Source organism: Cytobacillus spongiae (assembly GCF_021390075.1).
This window is the reverse complement of sequence record NZ_CP089997.1, coordinates 990,141-1,004,808: the sequence shown is the minus strand read 5'-3', so window position 1 is coordinate 1,004,808 and position 14,668 is coordinate 990,141. Positions and strand designations below refer to the sequence as shown.

The window sequence follows — 14,668 nt, the reverse complement described above, 5'->3', positions numbered from 1 at the left end:
AAAGGGACAATTAGAACAATCATTGGACATCTTCTACCACATGATAAATTATCTTTTAAAGCAATTTATAGATTTGTATATCTAAAGCGGAAGCCCTCATCCATCGATCTTTTAGGAAAACAGTACTTAGCAGGAGTTGGGTGCTTCACCTTTTTCAATGCTTCTTTATCTTCTTTTAGGCTTTCATACGTTTCTTTTCGTTCAGCTAACATTTTATTGTAGACGAAACGAACACAACCAAAGGTTTTGCGAATAAAAAAAGCTTGTTCATCTGTTGGATACAAACTGAACTTGTACGCTTTATTTTGTGTAGTCATGTCAAATCACCTCACTTTATCCCTTGATTTTCTATATATTTTTTCACCACTTCCATAGGTGAGCCACCAGTGGTCAACAAACAGAAACTTCTTGACCAAAACATTTCTTTCCATAACTTTTTGCGAACATGAGGAAAGTCCTTCTTGATTAGTCTTGAACTGGCACTTTTATAGGCATTGATGAATTTTGATATTTCACTGTTAGGCTGTGCTTTGAACAAGATATGAACGTGGTCAATATCGTGGTTCCATTCGATTAATGTAATATTATATTTTTGACTCAAAGACACAAATTTATCTTTGGCATAGTCGGAAATCGTATCATCTATCACTTCCCTTCGATACTTCACAACTAATATGAGGTGGTAATACATCAAGAATACTGAATGGTTATTACTGTCTAGTTTCATTATTATATCAATCCTTACGCTTTATAATACTGATTATAACACATGGTGGAAAATGACAAAAGAAAGACCCTTTGGGTACCGCTCAACCGTAATTCATCTCCCCCTTACCGCTTGGGCTACGCCCTCCACACGCTTGAAGAGGGAGACTTCTTTCGGAGGTACGTTAAAAATCTGGCTAAAGATTGACCTATGAATCCTGTTCCACCTGCTAGGATGATTCTTTTTTCATGACGAAAACTCCAGTAATTTTATTTTACGTTATTTATCCAACTTAGCTCGATTATAACAAAGGCATAAAAGGTTACATATGTTTGAAACGGAAATTATGAAAATATTACCATATGGTTTTTTTGCATAAATCGACCTGTTTTTTAAAACAACTAGAAATGTAACATCCAATCAAACACCAAAAAGGAGCGATGATTAGAAATGGCAAACAACTCGAATAACTTAGTAGTACCAAATGCACAACAAGCAATCGATCAAATGAAGTATGAAATTGCAAATGAGTTTGGCGTAAACCTAGGTGGAGAAACCACTTCTAGAGCGAATGGTTCCGTTGGCGGTGAAATTACTAAGCGTTTAGTATCAATGGCTCAGCAACAATTCGGTGGTTCACACAAGTAATTTTTCAAAAAAAATGAATAAATGGCCTATAAACCCGCTAAAATCTTTTTAGCGGGTTTCCACTACATATGATAATGGGGACTAATTAGAGTTCGTAGTTAAACCAATTGAAGAATATCTTCTACGGCATCATAAAGGGAGGGTGCTCGAACATCGGCTTTTGACTCTTCCATACCAATAAATACGGTTTTACACCCGGCTTTAACTCCTGCTTCAATATCCCTTTCATGGTCTCCGACCATTACACTGTGAGAGAGATCAATATTGTATTTTTCAGCAAGAGCGAACAGCATACCAGCACTTGGTTTTCGGCATTCACACCCTGCCTTTGGCTTATGAGGACAATAGGCAACCTCTTTTATGATTCCGCCCTTTTCCCGAATGAGTTCTTCCAATCGGTCATGAATCTCAATCAAGCTTTCTTCCTTTAAATAACCTAAGCCAACACCACCTTGATTTGTGACAACAAATACCTCTATTCCTGCACTTGTAAAGGCTGCAACGGCTTTTGCTGCTCCAGGTAATAAAAATAACTCATCTGCTTTGTTAACAAACTTTACTCGATCCGTTAAAACTTCATTTAATACACCATCTCGATCCAGAAAAACGGCTCTTTTCATTATCAAATATCCTTTCTCATTTCATCATCCCTATGAAATTCTTTGCAAACTTAACATGATTTATACCATTATTTATTCATGTCGTTAAAATTCTTCCAAATTAGAGGTTCACCGCGTTTTTCTACTCGTTTCTCTGCTTCTGATAAACCGGCTCTATCCAAAAAAAGAGATCCCCCGTTAAGGAAACCTCTTCTCTGTTATTGTTCTATTGAGCCGTATAATTCTTCTAGTGGCTTCATAATAATCTGGTTTAGCTCAGTAATAATCATGCTCATCCGTTGCTCTGCTTCCATCAGCTTAGAAATTTTATCATGTTGCTGAACAAGTGCTACCGTTTTTTGAGCTTGTTCCACTTCTTCTTGAGAAATTTCCTGCCCCATCATTTGTTTTTGCTGTAACTGCATTTGGATATTTCGAAAATTCTCAAACATTTCCTTTGCAGAAGGATCTGCATTCACTTCATCGTATGCGTTTTTTAGATTTGTGTATTCATCGCTTTGACGAATCGCTTTTTCTAGTTCATATGCCGAATCATGTAAGTTTACTCCCATTTTTGACAACTCCTTTATTGTTAAGCAATCCACTACACTATAACAAACTATGTTTCAGATTGCGAGGAAGCCACTTTCTTCATTCTAAAGGAAAAGGACCAATATCCCTTGGGCTAATCCGATCATCCCTCCAAGGAGTGCACCTAAATAAGTGATCATCTTGAGCTCACTTTTCGTGATGGATAGAACCATTTCCTCCAAGCGCTCAACTGAAAACGATTCAACCTGCTCACGAACGATATCTGCTAAGTGAAGTCTTTCCATTAAAACATGCACACGCTCTCCTAACCAACTTCCTAACAACATGACCGCATTTGGAGAAATCTTCTCCACGACCGTCTCGCGAATCGGCAACGAGATTTGGGAAATTGGTGTATTTAAGCCTTTGTCTAACTTGAGAATCCTCTTACTATAATCCTTTATCATCACTAAGATTGACTGTCTTCCTACTTGAGCTTCAAGCTTGCTTGCTTCCCACAACAGTACCTTATTCCATTCCTTATGTAAGAGCGTTGTCACTAAGTCATGTGTGCCTTCGCTTTTTAAGAACTTAATGATCTCTGGTCGAATTTTATCGGTTAGGTTTACATTTCCTAAAAACATTTGTAGCATATTTCCAAGCATTCCACTACGCTCTTTTACGAAGTCATCAACCATTCTTTGTATTCTGAGTTCTCCTTCAGTGCTGTCAAAATAATCGGTGCCCTTTTGTAATATATAGGAACTAATTAATGGGATTTTCGACTCCACTTTTTCCAAAAGCTCTGGAGTCATTAGCTCCTTCACGGGCTCATTCTTATACTTTTCCATTAAATAGATATACTTATCTTCAAGCATATCATCTACCTTCACCTCTAGCTTAGCTTGTCCGTCCACCACACCAAATTTCTCAAGGAGTTCAAGTGGTGTTTGATCTTTGGAGAAAAACCGTTCCAGCTCACTCTGAACAAGCTTGGTCATTTCCAATTGAAAGCTTTCATTTAAAAATTTCTTTTGTACACTTTCTGGTGTCAACAAATGATCTACGACCATACGTCCCAGCTGCTCAGCCAGCTCCTCTCGTCTTTTCGGAATCAGCCCTGGAGTAAACGGCATTTTCCATTTTCCAATATAGATTGCTTTGTATGGCCGAAATAACATTTTAATGGCCAAGGAATTCGTAAATCCGCCGATTAGTGCACCAATTCCCATCATAATAATGATCGTTAACGCTATTTTCATTCCTATCTACCTCTCATCTTGAAGCACAAATTTATTCATTTAACATACGATACCATATCAGCTTTTGCCCATTTCTCTATTATAAATGTACCTATAACGACGAGCAAATGAGGAATACACATGACGAGAACATATTTACCTATTACGATTATTCCTGACCAAACGTTTCAACTAGAGAAGGATACGATCCGAATGAGTCCCTCTTTAATGAAATATTGGGGTCTAGAACTAAAAGAAATTATTTGCCTATGCATCGGTTCTAAATGTCTTCAAGTAGGCGTTGAAAGCGCGCCAATTACAAAAGATGACATTCATCTAAGTGAGCTCTTAATTAGGGAAACCCTTCTACCTGTTCAAGAACACTCATTGCTTGCTCGATATTGTCATGATACGAAAAGACTTTTACTTGGCCCAATTATTGCTCTAGTCACTGATTTCAAAGAGGAAGATATGCTTACCACTCCTAACTTCCGTGCCATCCACACATTTATTGAGGAGCTACAGGACGGGTTACAGCAAATCGGAGGTTTTTTATACGTTTTTCATTTTAAAGATGTATCACAGGAAAAAGTAAATGGCTACTATTTTGATATTGAAACCAACGAATGGAAGAAAACAGAATTGATGTATCCTACTGCTGTCTATAATCGTATTCATTCTCGTAAATTAGAATCCTCTTCTTACTTTCAGCAATTCCAAACAATTCTTATAAAGAATAATATTCCGATGTTTAACGATGGATTTTTTTCGAAATGGGATGTACATGAAGCATTGTATAACGAAGAACATCTACATCCACATCTACCTAAAACAAAGATCCTAACAGAAGAGAGTATCATCAGTCTACTTCAAACGCATCAAGAGCTGTTTATCAAACCCATTCATGGTAGTCAAGGAAGAAATATCATCCGGATGCGGAGAGATGAAAAGAATCACCTAGAAGTTGATCTAACCTCTCCCCACTCTAATCATTCTCTTTCCTTTCTCACAATCAGTTCATTTATGCAATGGTTCCAGCCACGTCTAAAGAAGAGAACGTACTTAGTTCAACAGTCTATCCCTTTACTAAATTATAAAAACCGCAAATTAGACTTTCGTGTGCTTTGTCACAAGAACCACCGAGATGACTGGAAGGTATCTTCCATGGTTGCTAGACTCTCTGCAGAAGAACAGTTTGTATCAAATATTGCTCGCGGCGGTGAAACGATGCGTCCTATTAAAGCCTTATCTTTATTATTTGATCAACCAACAGCCATTCAGCAGCAAGCGTTAATGAAGGAGCTCGCTATTGATGCAGTTAACATCTTAAGTCGATCCGTTAGTGGCTTAGTAGGAGAACTAGGCGTAGATATAGGGGTGGATGAATACGGAAAACTTTGGATAATCGAGATCAATTCGAAACCTTCAAAAAATTTCGAAGGAAAATCCACTTCATTAAGGCCATCCGCTAAGGCGATCCTTGAGTACTGCACTAAGTTATCTTTTGATTATATGAGAAGCAAGGAGGAGTAAGTCATGCTTTCATTAGGTTTCATGACACTTGACAAAACAAGTGAGCAAACTTATTTTACAGAAATCGCCAAACGATCCCATTCTTTTGGAATCATATGCTATCGTTTTGTTCCAACCAATATAAATCCTGTTACACAGCAGATTACAGGAGAGCAATTTGACCATAGAGAACACAGATGGGTATCTTGTGAATTTCCCCTCCCATCTATCCTATATGATCGTTGCTTTTATCGTGAGGATACGCATTCTAGACAGTGCAAAACCATAGTTAGTTGGTTGAAAAAGCGAAAAGATTTGAAATTCCTCGGCTACGGTTTACCGAATAAATTAGATATTTTTCAAGCTCTATCCCATTCTAGTCTCGCACCCTATTTACCACATTCAATTGAAGTTAACGCTGGCGAACAACTTCTAGAGCTCCTTCTAAACTGCAACCCTATCTTATTAAAGCCCACTTCAGGATCTCAAGGGAACGGTATCTTCCTAGTTGAAAAGCAGCAGGATGGCTTCCATGTTAGAACCGATAAACGAGAAAAGCAAATAACACATACCTTTGCCGATCAAGAAACGCTAGTAAAATGGGGCAACCAGCTGGTTAGGAAGCGCGAATATCTCATGCAACCCTTCTTATATCTGTCCAACCAAGAAAATCGTCCATATGATATCCGCTCCTTCCTCCAAAAGGATCAAGATGGTATATGGAGATTAATTGGGAGAGGAATTCGTACCGGAAGTGAAGGCGGGATTATATCCAATATTAGTGCAGGAGGATCCATTTCTGATTTTGAAAATTGGCTTAGCCAATTTTCAATTTCCATGCAACATTACTTAGTAGAGGAACTTCAAGATATATACAACAAGCTTCCCCATCTACTGGAATCGAGCTTCTTTCCTTTATTTGAAATTGGGCTTGATATTGGTGTTGCAAATGATGGAGCGATCTGGATCCTTGACGTGAATTCAAAGCCCGGTAGAAAAGTAGTGATAAGCACTAAACTAGACGAAAAAGAAGCATTATATATAGCTCCGTTATTGTATGCAAAAAAAATTGTCAATCAAAACTGGATAGAAAGGAGAACCGTTCATGAGAAGAAAATTCCTAATTGAAGTCATCGACCATCCGCTAAAGACAGTCATTTGCCCAACTACTATTCACAACTTTGAAAATGTTACTAGAGTTGCTTTCGGAACAAATACAATAGATCATAACTTTTCTATCGTACAAAAAGAGCAATCAAAAATCTTTATAAGCAAGGACCTTGCAAATGAACTTAAGTTCCCGCAGCTAAATCTTCCACTGCATGTCTTTGTGGAAAATGACACGATGTTCATTGGACCACTAGTTGGCATTTTCACTTCAGGGTTTACACCTTTTCCCATGAGACCAATTGGCGAACGAAGCTTATTTTTCGCAAAGCTTTTATCTGTAAAAAAAAGTGTTGCCGCACTTCCATTTGTATTTGGAGAAGAACATATTAATTGGGAGCAAGGAACGATTCAAGCTTTGTTCTATCATGATAAAGGCTGGGAGTCACTCGAAGTACCCTTTCCAAATGTTGTATACGACCGTTTACCGAATCGAAAAAGCGAACGAAAAAAAGCACTTCAACAAGTGAAAAACCGAATGCAAACTGACTATTTAATTCCATGGTACAATCCCGGTTTTTTCAATAAATTGGACGTTTTTGAACGAATTCAACAGGAATCTACTGTTAGTCACTACCTACCAGAAACACATCCATTTACTTCATTCTCTATGATTGAAAGAATGCTGGGAGAATACGGTCACGTCTACTTAAAGCCAATGAATGGCAGTCTTGGGCTTGGAATACACCAAATCCTCTTCGACAAGCATGAGGAGGTATACTATTGCCGCTATCGCAATGATCAAGGTAACAATAAACTACGCAAATTCCAAACCCTAGAAAGTCTCATGAATCAGCTATTTGGTCAAAAGAGTTTAAAGCATATGCTCGTTCAACAAGGGATCCACTTACTTCGATTGAATAAAAGGACAATTGACTTTCGAATTCATACGAATAAAGACGAAAATGGCAAGTGGAAAGTCACTGCTCTAGCAGCGAAAATGGCAGGTGCTGGGAGTGTGACTACCCATCTAAATAACGGGGGCGAAATAAAAACCATAGAAGAAATTTTTTTAGCTGAACAAGACCAAAAAAGCATTAAGGAAAAATTAACTAAATCGGCTCTTGAGCTAAGCCATGCACTAGAAGAAAATATGGAAGGAATAATAGGAGAGATCGGCTTTGACATGGGAATGGATCGCCAAGGAAACGTATGGCTTTTTGAAGCAAACTCAAAGCCAGGAAGGTCTATTTTTAAACACCCTCAGTTAAAAGAGTTTGATGGATTAACAAGAAGATTATCTTTAGCCTTTGCTGTATTCTTAGCCGAAAGAGCGATTACGCGGCCAGAGGAAATGTTTAAATGATCATTCATTATCATCCGAAAAATAGGCAATGGTATCACTATTCGTCTCTCTCAAATCCTTTGAAATTTGGGAAAAATGAGCAGCCTTTATATCAAGTAGATGGAGACTTAGTTAATGATACCATTCCCTTTCTAGTCACCTCTCTAGATGAACGTGTCGGTCCACTAATTGGGATCTTGGCGGACCGGAAAGATAATCAAACCATTGCAGGGAATGGTTCTCTTTTCAAGGAAATACAAAAGAAGCTGTTAGACCATGGCGGTATTTCAATCGTTTTTACACCTGATGGAATATGTGAAAGTAAGATGGAAGGGTTTGTTTATCTACCAAACCAAGATAAATGGATACCCGCATGCTGCCCTCTTCCACATATCGTCTATAATCGGATTCCTTATCGAAAGGCAGAGAAATCAAATAGCTTTGAATATGTGCGAGCTCTACTAAAAAAGCACCACATTCCTTTCTTTAATCCTAGTTTTATTAACAAATATGACATGTATGAATTGTTTACCCTTCACTCTACTTTAATAAGTTTTTTACCTGATACGATTATGGTTAATGAAAAAAAGAGATTGTTCGATTTCTTACAGAACCATCAGAAAATTTATCTTAAACCAACGCAAGCTTCCAAAGGTAAAGGAATATCTCGTATGAATCTTGACTCTCATCAAAAGATTACGTTAACGAGTATTAGTGAACAGACTGTGTTTCCAAATTTTGAAGCATTTTGGGTGAACTGGGAACCTACCTTCCAAACCAAACCGTTTCTTGCTCAAGAGGCAATCACTTCTGATACGCTAGACGGGCATCGCTATGATTTGAGGATATTAGCCCATTTTGAATCCCAACAATATCATGTAACTGGTGTTGGGATTAGGCAATCATTGGAACAGGACGTGACAACCCATCTTCCAAATGGAGGGCGCATCCTCCCCTACACCCTCATTCAAAATGATCGTCACGATGAATTCATAAAAAGAATGGTTCAAGAATGTGGAAAAATTTTATCAGAGCAGCTAGGTTTTTTCGGCGAATTTTCAATAGATGCAGGCATAACCAACACTGGTGGGTACGTCATCTACGAGGTTAATTCAAAGCCAATGAGCTTTGATGAAGAAGAAATAGAAGCTAACCGAATTGAAAAGCTTTGCAAGTTGTTTTTTCAAAAGGCTGCATTCGTGCAAGCGTCACATGGCTAGAAGGTTACCTTTTCTCTCTAATAATTGGTAGTAAAGGATCCATATAATCGGTTAATGGATTAGAGGATATCAATCTTCTATTTCATTTTGATTTTGAGCGACCCTTTGTCGAACTGGAGCGAATTTATCAATTGAAAGAAAATGGTAAAAGTTGACCGTTTTTCTTGAAGTAAGGAGCGATGACTCCAACCATCCACTTTGTATGTTGTGGTGAACCTCAGACTCCTCCTATAAAGCACGATTGATATTTAAAATACGATCCCTCCAAGTCATACTTTTTCAATTTTCACAAAAGATGTACAATGAATAAGAGGAGGAGATGGGATTGCTAACACATTTTCAATTTAAACCACTATATGAGAACAACCAAATGCCAGGTTGGCGTTTTTCCTTTTATTACCAAAAACAAAAACTGACAGGAATTTATTACTCAGACGGTAAAATTGAATGGACCGGTGTTAAGCCGCCGAGTACAGAAGAAGAAGCAACACTTTTCTCTCGTATCCATGAATTAATGCTCTACCATGTCTATGATTAATCAATCCATTGCATAAACCTTCCCTTTTTAAGAAAAATAAGATATAAAACGGAAGGAGGCAAATGAGTTGTCAAAAGAAAAGCAGTCAAGTACAAACAAAGATCTGGCGTATGAAGGGAAAGAAAAAGCCTACCTTGATATTGATCGTATGATTAATGAAGGGATGTCAGGTGGAAGTGTCCATATGCGAAAAGACTCAACAAACATCGAAGAAGCAAGGGACTTACCCCCAGAAGATCCACCATATGAAGTGAATTAGAGAAGCGGAAGCTCCTCCTAAAAACACGTTATGTTGCCTATCATACATGGAATGCTATGACGTATCACCTTGTAATCTTTATCAAAAAAAGACACTTCATCCACAATGGATGCAAGTGTCTTATCTGCTTTTCACGATCATATTGACAGCTTCTTGAATGGCTTCCTCTGCATTTTTCCCCTCTTCATTTGCGTCACGAATACATGTTTCGAGATTCTTCGCAACAATGAAACCAATTGCACGATCGACGGCAGAACGAACGGCTGATAACTGAGTGACCACATCTTTACAATGTTTTTCCTCTTCCATCATACGTATCACTCCACGAACTTGTCCTTCTAACCGTTTTAAACGATTTTTCATCTCAGCTGAATATTCCATTTTATTTGACACCTCTTCACTCATACGCTACCCCCTAATGTATAAAATTATAAATGGTTTAGGAATATATTTCACGTCCTAGCCTCATTCATATTTTTTCCTTCTTGCTGCAAATTGCTATAATAATCAATATAAACCCACAATTACAATATGAAGGAAGTATATTTATGTTGAAATTATTACAAAACTTATATGAAAAGTCCATATTTAAACAAAATAAGCCTGACCTTTCTTCTAATTACCATTGGTTTTATGAAAGTGCTTCAGGCGATTGGCTTGGAATTCCAAGTACACAAATAAGTGAAAAAGAGTTAACAATATTGAAAACTCTTTACCACTATCATGAAATTTTCTCTACTCATGACCCTATTTCACAGCAATGGTATGATTTCCTTTTTGCTGATGGAAATCTTCCTCTCTCCTCTACAACAGGTTCCGCCAGGCTTAGCTTATTTTATTGTGAGAAAGATGAATGGGACAAGCAGGATTTAGAATCCGCACTTAAAGGTTCCTTTCCCGAATCTCCTGTGATTCTATGGGAAAATGATTATCTTGGAGTAATAATTGAACAATCAAAGGACTTATTAAATGTGGACGAATTTGAGTCTATAGCACAAACCTTTGAAACTGACTTTTACAAAAAAATCTATTTCTTTATTGGAAAGTCTTCCAATATAACAGAAGAATTAGCTGATACATTTACAGAGGAAAAAGCCTACTTTACCAAGGGAATGCGCTTGCTCCCTCAGCAGAGAGTCCAAACCTTTGAAAAGCTCTTTCCAATTTACATTGTGTCAGAATACAACCAAAATTTACAGAGCGGGCCAATCTTCGCCTTATTTCAATCCTTTAAGGAAGACCCTGACCTTCATCTGACATTAAAAATTTACCTTGAAAATCATTCAAATGCATCAACGACAGCTAAGAAGCTCTACATTCATCGAAACACACTACAATATCGATTAGATAAATTTACAGAAAAGACAGGGGTACAACTAAAGGATTTTAATAGTGCTGTTACCGTATATCTAGCTTGTCTAATGTATGATTTGCCTTCTACTAGTAATGTTGCACAATAGCTCCTTGATCGTTTTGTGCAACCTGCCCATACTGAATGCAGCCTATTGGCGCTACAATAAGAGTAGACAAACATACAGGAGGATTAACACGATGGCTGAATTAAAACTGGAGCATATTTATAAAATTTATGATAATAAAGTAACAGCAGTTGAAGATTTTAACCTTCATATCCAGGATAAGGAATTTATTGTATTCGTCGGTCCTTCAGGGTGCGGTAAATCTACTACGCTACGTATGATAGCAGGTCTTGAAGAAATTTCAAAAGGAGATTTCTTTATTGATGGAAAACGTGTAAACGATGTTCCACCTAAAGATCGTGATATCGCCATGGTTTTCCAGAACTACGCGCTATACCCCCATATGACTGTATATGACAATATGGCTTTTGGATTGAAACTACGTAAGTTTGCAAAGACTGAAATTGATCGTCGCGTAAAGGAAGCAGCAAAAATCCTTGGCCTTGAAACCTATTTAAACCGTAAACCAAAAGCATTATCCGGTGGTCAGCGTCAACGTGTGGCACTTGGGCGTGCGATTGTCCGAGATGCAAAAGTATTCTTAATGGATGAACCATTATCAAATCTTGATGCGAAGCTACGTGTACAAATGCGTTCAGAAATTATTAAGCTCCATCAACGCCTCCAAACAACGACAATCTATGTAACACACGATCAAACAGAAGCGATGACAATGGCGACCCGTATCGTTGTAATGAAGGATGGGGTCATTCAGCAAGTTGGTTCCCCTAAAGAAATTTATGCAAACCCAGAAAATGTGTTTGTTGGTGGATTTATCGGCTCACCTGCTATGAACTTCTTTAACGGAAAGTTAGAGGAAGGGAAAGTAATCATTGGATCTACTGAGATTCAAATTCCTGAAGGAAAAATGAAAGTTCTGCGTGACCAAGATTATGTTGGCAAGAACATTATCTTTGGGGTACGCCCAGAAGATATTCATGATGAGCCTGTTTTTATTGATGCATCTCAAGGTTCAAAAATCACTGCAGAAATTGAAGTATCTGAATTAACAGGTGCTGAAACGATGATCTATTCAAACCTTGAAGGACAATCTTTCGTAGCTCGTGTTGACTCACGTACAGATATTATGCCTAACCAACAAATTGAATTAGCATTTGATATGAATAAAGTGCATTTCTTTGATGCTGAAACAGAGTCACGTATACGTAGCAAATAAGTTCAATTAGTACATCAATAAAAAGCTGTCAGCTGACAGCTTTTTATTTATTCCTCAATTAGCCTTACCTCCTCTTTTCCACAGGATGGACAGTGAAATACATGTGGACATTGCTTATCTTGATAATCATTTGGAATCCCATCCTCAAGCTTTAATTGGTCAATGGGCATATAAGGACTATAGTCATCGTAATAGTCCATGACCCTCCCTTGATCCTGTAAAACCTCTCCACATGAAGGGCATTTTTCCTGAATCATCAGAAATCCATTACATAAAGGACAAATCGCCATTCGCTTCTAGCTCCTTATTTTTTTCTTAGTTTGCGTTTTCTCTGTCATCCTATGTAACCAATTGGTAATCATCAAGGTAAGTGTATTTATCTGTCTTTCAAGTAATAAGAAATAGGAAATAATTTACTGTGCGAGTTTTCGAATAAACAGCTGAAAAATCTCCATAATAATGATTAACACAGGGCAACAACGTAGCAACACCCAATAAAAGCACTATTTAATCACTTTATGGACTATGCATGGATGCTTGATTACAAACGAATCAATTTGGTTCAATTCCAAAATAGTCCACAAAACTAAAAAATCTGAAGGAGAGTGTTCATCATGGCAAACAACAATTCTTCAAACCAAATCTTAGTAGCTGGAGCAGAGCAAGCGATCGATCAAATGAAATACGAAATCGCTTCTGAATTCGGTGTAAACCTTGGACCTGAAACAACAGCACGTGCTAACGGTTCAGTTGGTGGAGAAATCACTAAGCGTTTAGTATCTATGGCTCAACAACAACTTGGCGGAAGCTACCAACAATAATTTATTTTAACAACAATTAAATAATATGGCTTTAGCCCCCTTTAAATAGGGGGCTATTTATATTAAACCATGGAATCTATATTTACCCATTCTTCATATTCGGCTTCCGTAAGATAGCCCGTTTGTAATGCAGCTAATTTTAGTGTGATATTCTGTTGAAATGCAAGCTTGGCAATTTTAGCAGCTTTTTCATAGCCGATGTGTGGATTAAGAGCTGTTACGAGCATGAGCGAGTTCTCAACATGCTTTTTAATAACATCCTTATTTGCTTCTAACCCCTTTATACAATTTTCATTAAAAGAGTTCATTCCATCTGTTAACAAACGAATGCTTTGCAGAAAATTGTAGATAATCACTGGTTTAAATACATTTAACTCAAAATTACCTTGACTTGCAGCAAAACCTATCGTTGCATCATTGCCGAAGATTTGAGTACATATCATTGTTAATGCTTCACTTTGTGTTGGGTTTACTTTTCCTGGCATAATAGAGCTTCCTGGCTCATTTGCTGGAATAGTAAGCTCACCGATGCCGCTTCTTGGCCCACTGGCAAGAAAGCGTACATCATTCGCTATTTTCATTAAGTCAGCAGCTAACGCTTTTAGAGCACCATGCGCATATACAAGTTCATCGTGACTTGTTAGTGCGTGAAATTTATTCGATGAAGACCGAAAAGGAATACCAATTTCCTTCGCAAGCTCCTCCGCTACTTGATCACCAAATATAGGGTCTGCATTAATACCCGTCCCTACTGCAGTTCCTCCGATTGCTAAGTTATTTAAGTATTGGCAAGCTTGTTTAATCATAAGCTCCGTTCGGTCAAGCATCATTCTCCAGCCACTGATCTCCTGCCCAAGTGTTAAAGGGGTTGCATCTTGTAAATGAGTACGACCAATTTTCACAAGATTCTTGTATTTTTCTTCCTTTTGCTTAATTGATTCCTTCAATTGCTGCAATGCAGGTACAAGCTTTTCAGATAGTTCTCTTGCTCCAGCAATATGCATCGCTGTAGGGAATGTATCATTGGAGCTTTGTGACATATTTACATCATCATTTGGATGGATTCGTTCAGTTGAATTTTTCTCTGCTAATATTTGATTTCCTCGATTCGTGATTACCTCATTCACATTCATATTGGATTGTGTACCACTTCCCGTCTGCCAAACAACTAAAGGGAAATGTTCATTGTATTTTCCCGATAGAATTTCATGACAAGCTTGCGAAATGGCATTCCGTTTTTCTTCTGATAATTTTCCGAGCTTTCTGTTAACAGTGGCCGCAGCTTTCTTTATTTGAACAAAAGCATAAATTAATTCTACTGGCATTCGTTCAATCCCAATTTGAAAATTCTCCTTACTTCTTTGGGTTTGTGCTCCCCAAAGCTTATCGGCAGGCACCCTCACTTCTCCAATCGTGTCTCTTTCAATTCGTTCCATCACTTTTCACCACACCCCTTTATTAGCACTTTTATTCTTATTCCCCTTTT

At 37.8% G+C, this 14,668-nt stretch carries 17 protein-coding genes and 1 pseudogene; 10 read left to right on the top strand and 8 right to left on the bottom strand.

The window, feature by feature from the left end; translation table 11 throughout:
* Nucleotides 1-122 precede the first annotated feature (122 nt).
* Nucleotides 123-317: pseudogene (locus LS684_RS05335) on the bottom strand (helix-turn-helix domain-containing protein); the annotation flags it as partial.
* Between the two features lie 11 nt (nt 318-328).
* Complete coding sequence (gene tnpA, locus LS684_RS05330; protein WP_233810574.1) at nt 329-727, bottom strand: IS200/IS605 family transposase; 399 nt, start codon at nt 725-727, stop codon at nt 329-331.
* Nucleotides 728-1,156: 429 nt separating this feature from the next.
* On the opposite strand from tnpA, the gene LS684_RS05325 reads away from it, so the two are divergent.
* Nucleotides 1,157-1,354 (top strand): alpha/beta-type small acid-soluble spore protein, encoded by a 198-nt coding sequence (locus LS684_RS05325; protein WP_233810572.1) that lies wholly within the window; start codon nt 1,157-1,159, stop codon nt 1,352-1,354.
* A 98-nt stretch (nt 1,355-1,452) separates the two neighbouring features.
* On the opposite strand, the gene LS684_RS05320 is transcribed toward LS684_RS05325, so the two are convergent.
* The 3 genes from LS684_RS05320 to LS684_RS05310 all read right to left on the bottom strand — a co-directional run bounded on the left by LS684_RS05320 (nt 1,453) and on the right by LS684_RS05310 (nt 3,746).
* A complete protein-coding gene (locus tag LS684_RS05320; RefSeq protein ID WP_233810570.1) occupies nt 1,453-1,974 on the bottom strand; it encodes a D-glycero-alpha-D-manno-heptose-1,7-bisphosphate 7-phosphatase in 522 nt (173 codons plus the stop codon).
* Nucleotides 1,975-2,171: 197 nt separating this feature from the next.
* The gene (locus tag LS684_RS05315) at nt 2,172-2,525 is read right to left on the bottom strand and encodes a YlbF/YmcA family competence regulator (RefSeq protein ID WP_233810568.1); all 354 of its coding nucleotides are present in this window, start codon (nt 2,523-2,525) and stop codon (nt 2,172-2,174) included.
* A gap of 84 nt (nt 2,526-2,609) precedes the next feature.
* Entirely contained in the window at nt 2,610-3,746 is a 1,137-nt protein-coding gene (locus tag LS684_RS05310; RefSeq protein WP_233810566.1) for a DUF445 domain-containing protein, read from the bottom strand.
* A 120-nt stretch (nt 3,747-3,866) separates the two neighbouring features.
* Between LS684_RS05310 and LS684_RS05305 the strand changes: the two genes are divergently transcribed.
* From LS684_RS05305 to LS684_RS05280, 6 genes are all read left to right on the top strand, one after another.
* Nucleotides 3,867-5,258 (top strand): YheC/YheD family endospore coat-associated protein, encoded by a 1,392-nt coding sequence (locus LS684_RS05305; protein ID WP_233810564.1) that lies wholly within the window; start codon nt 3,867-3,869, stop codon nt 5,256-5,258.
* Between the two features lie 3 nt (nt 5,259-5,261).
* Nucleotides 5,262-6,365, top strand: coding sequence for a YheC/YheD family endospore coat-associated protein (locus LS684_RS05300; RefSeq protein WP_233810562.1), 1,104 nt, complete (start codon nt 5,262-5,264; stop codon nt 6,363-6,365).
* The gene (locus tag LS684_RS05295; protein ID WP_233810560.1) at nt 6,343-7,710 is read left to right on the top strand and encodes a YheC/YheD family endospore coat-associated protein; all 1,368 of its coding nucleotides are present in this window, start codon (nt 6,343-6,345) and stop codon (nt 7,708-7,710) included. The genes LS684_RS05300 and LS684_RS05295 overlap by 23 nt, the downstream gene beginning before the upstream one ends.
* Nucleotides 7,707-8,909, top strand: a complete 1,203-nt coding sequence (locus LS684_RS05290; RefSeq protein WP_233810558.1) for a YheC/YheD family endospore coat-associated protein — start codon at nt 7,707-7,709, stop codon at nt 8,907-8,909. Before LS684_RS05295 ends, LS684_RS05290 begins: the two co-directional genes overlap by 4 nt.
* Nucleotides 8,910-9,234: 325 nt before the next feature.
* On the top strand, nt 9,235-9,447 hold the full coding sequence (locus tag LS684_RS05285; RefSeq protein WP_233810556.1) for a YheE family protein: 213 nt from the start codon (nt 9,235-9,237) through the stop codon (nt 9,445-9,447).
* A gap of 67 nt (nt 9,448-9,514) precedes the next feature.
* Nucleotides 9,515-9,706 carry a hypothetical protein gene (locus LS684_RS05280; RefSeq protein WP_233810554.1) on the top strand — a complete coding sequence of 64 codons (192 nt, stop codon included), beginning with the start codon at nt 9,515-9,517 and terminating at the stop codon, nt 9,704-9,706.
* A gap of 120 nt (nt 9,707-9,826) precedes the next feature.
* Here LS684_RS05280 and LS684_RS05275 read toward each other — a convergent pair whose 3' ends face one another.
* A complete protein-coding gene (locus tag LS684_RS05275) occupies nt 9,827-10,087 on the bottom strand; it encodes a metal-sensitive transcriptional regulator (RefSeq protein WP_233811551.1) in 261 nt (86 codons plus the stop codon).
* Nucleotides 10,088-10,254: 167 nt separating this feature from the next.
* Between LS684_RS05275 and LS684_RS05270 the strand changes: the two genes are divergently transcribed.
* Nucleotides 10,255-11,166 (top strand): PucR family transcriptional regulator, encoded by a 912-nt coding sequence (locus tag LS684_RS05270; RefSeq protein WP_233810552.1) that lies wholly within the window; start codon nt 10,255-10,257, stop codon nt 11,164-11,166.
* 91 nt (nt 11,167-11,257) lie between these two features.
* On the top strand, nt 11,258-12,361 hold the full coding sequence (locus LS684_RS05265; RefSeq protein ID WP_233810550.1) for an ABC transporter ATP-binding protein: 1,104 nt from the start codon (nt 11,258-11,260) through the stop codon (nt 12,359-12,361).
* A 47-nt stretch (nt 12,362-12,408) separates the two neighbouring features.
* On the opposite strand, the gene LS684_RS05260 is transcribed toward LS684_RS05265, so the two are convergent.
* Nucleotides 12,409-12,651, bottom strand: coding sequence for a hypothetical protein (locus LS684_RS05260; RefSeq protein ID WP_233810548.1), 243 nt, complete (start codon nt 12,649-12,651; stop codon nt 12,409-12,411).
* A gap of 324 nt (nt 12,652-12,975) precedes the next feature.
* On the opposite strand from LS684_RS05260, the gene LS684_RS05255 reads away from it, so the two are divergent.
* Nucleotides 12,976-13,182, top strand: coding sequence for an alpha/beta-type small acid-soluble spore protein (locus LS684_RS05255; RefSeq protein ID WP_233810546.1), 207 nt, complete (start codon nt 12,976-12,978; stop codon nt 13,180-13,182).
* Between the two features lie 62 nt (nt 13,183-13,244).
* Here LS684_RS05255 and fumC read toward each other — a convergent pair whose 3' ends face one another.
* Nucleotides 13,245-14,618 (bottom strand): class II fumarate hydratase, encoded by a 1,374-nt coding sequence (fumC, locus tag LS684_RS05250; RefSeq protein ID WP_233811550.1) that lies wholly within the window; start codon nt 14,616-14,618, stop codon nt 13,245-13,247.
* Nucleotides 14,619-14,668: the final 50 nt, after the last annotated feature.

What these genes read in the sequence shown, in the direction of transcription:
- tnpA (WP_233810574.1), bottom strand. Translation starts at nt 727, where the DNA reads ATGAAACTAGACAGTAATAACCATTCAGTATTCTTGATGTATTACCAC.
- LS684_RS05325 (WP_233810572.1), top strand. Translation starts at nt 1,157, where the DNA reads ATGGCAAACAACTCGAATAACTTAGTAGTACCAAATGCACAACAAGCA.
- LS684_RS05320 (WP_233810570.1), bottom strand. Translation starts at nt 1,974, where the DNA reads ATGAAAAGAGCCGTTTTTCTGGATCGAGATGGTGTATTAAATGAAGTT.
- LS684_RS05315 (WP_233810568.1), bottom strand. Translation starts at nt 2,525, where the DNA reads ATGGGAGTAAACTTACATGATTCGGCATATGAACTAGAAAAAGCGATT.
- LS684_RS05310 (WP_233810566.1), bottom strand. Translation starts at nt 3,746, where the DNA reads ATGAAAATAGCGTTAACGATCATTATTATGATGGGAATTGGTGCACTA.
- LS684_RS05305 (WP_233810564.1), top strand. Translation starts at nt 3,867, where the DNA reads ATGACGAGAACATATTTACCTATTACGATTATTCCTGACCAAACGTTT.
- LS684_RS05300 (WP_233810562.1), top strand. Translation starts at nt 5,262, where the DNA reads ATGCTTTCATTAGGTTTCATGACACTTGACAAAACAAGTGAGCAAACT.
- LS684_RS05295 (WP_233810560.1), top strand. Translation starts at nt 6,343, where the DNA reads ATGAGAAGAAAATTCCTAATTGAAGTCATCGACCATCCGCTAAAGACA.
- LS684_RS05290 (WP_233810558.1), top strand. Translation starts at nt 7,707, where the DNA reads ATGATCATTCATTATCATCCGAAAAATAGGCAATGGTATCACTATTCG.
- LS684_RS05275 (WP_233811551.1), bottom strand. Translation starts at nt 10,087, where the DNA reads ATGGAATATTCAGCTGAGATGAAAAATCGTTTAAAACGGTTAGAAGGA.
- LS684_RS05270 (WP_233810552.1), top strand. Translation starts at nt 10,255, where the DNA reads ATGTTGAAATTATTACAAAACTTATATGAAAAGTCCATATTTAAACAA.
- LS684_RS05265 (WP_233810550.1), top strand. Translation starts at nt 11,258, where the DNA reads ATGGCTGAATTAAAACTGGAGCATATTTATAAAATTTATGATAATAAA.
- LS684_RS05260 (WP_233810548.1), bottom strand. Translation starts at nt 12,651, where the DNA reads ATGGCGATTTGTCCTTTATGTAATGGATTTCTGATGATTCAGGAAAAA.
- LS684_RS05255 (WP_233810546.1), top strand. Translation starts at nt 12,976, where the DNA reads ATGGCAAACAACAATTCTTCAAACCAAATCTTAGTAGCTGGAGCAGAG.
- fumC (WP_233811550.1), bottom strand. Translation starts at nt 14,618, where the DNA reads ATGGAACGAATTGAAAGAGACACGATTGGAGAAGTGAGGGTGCCTGCC.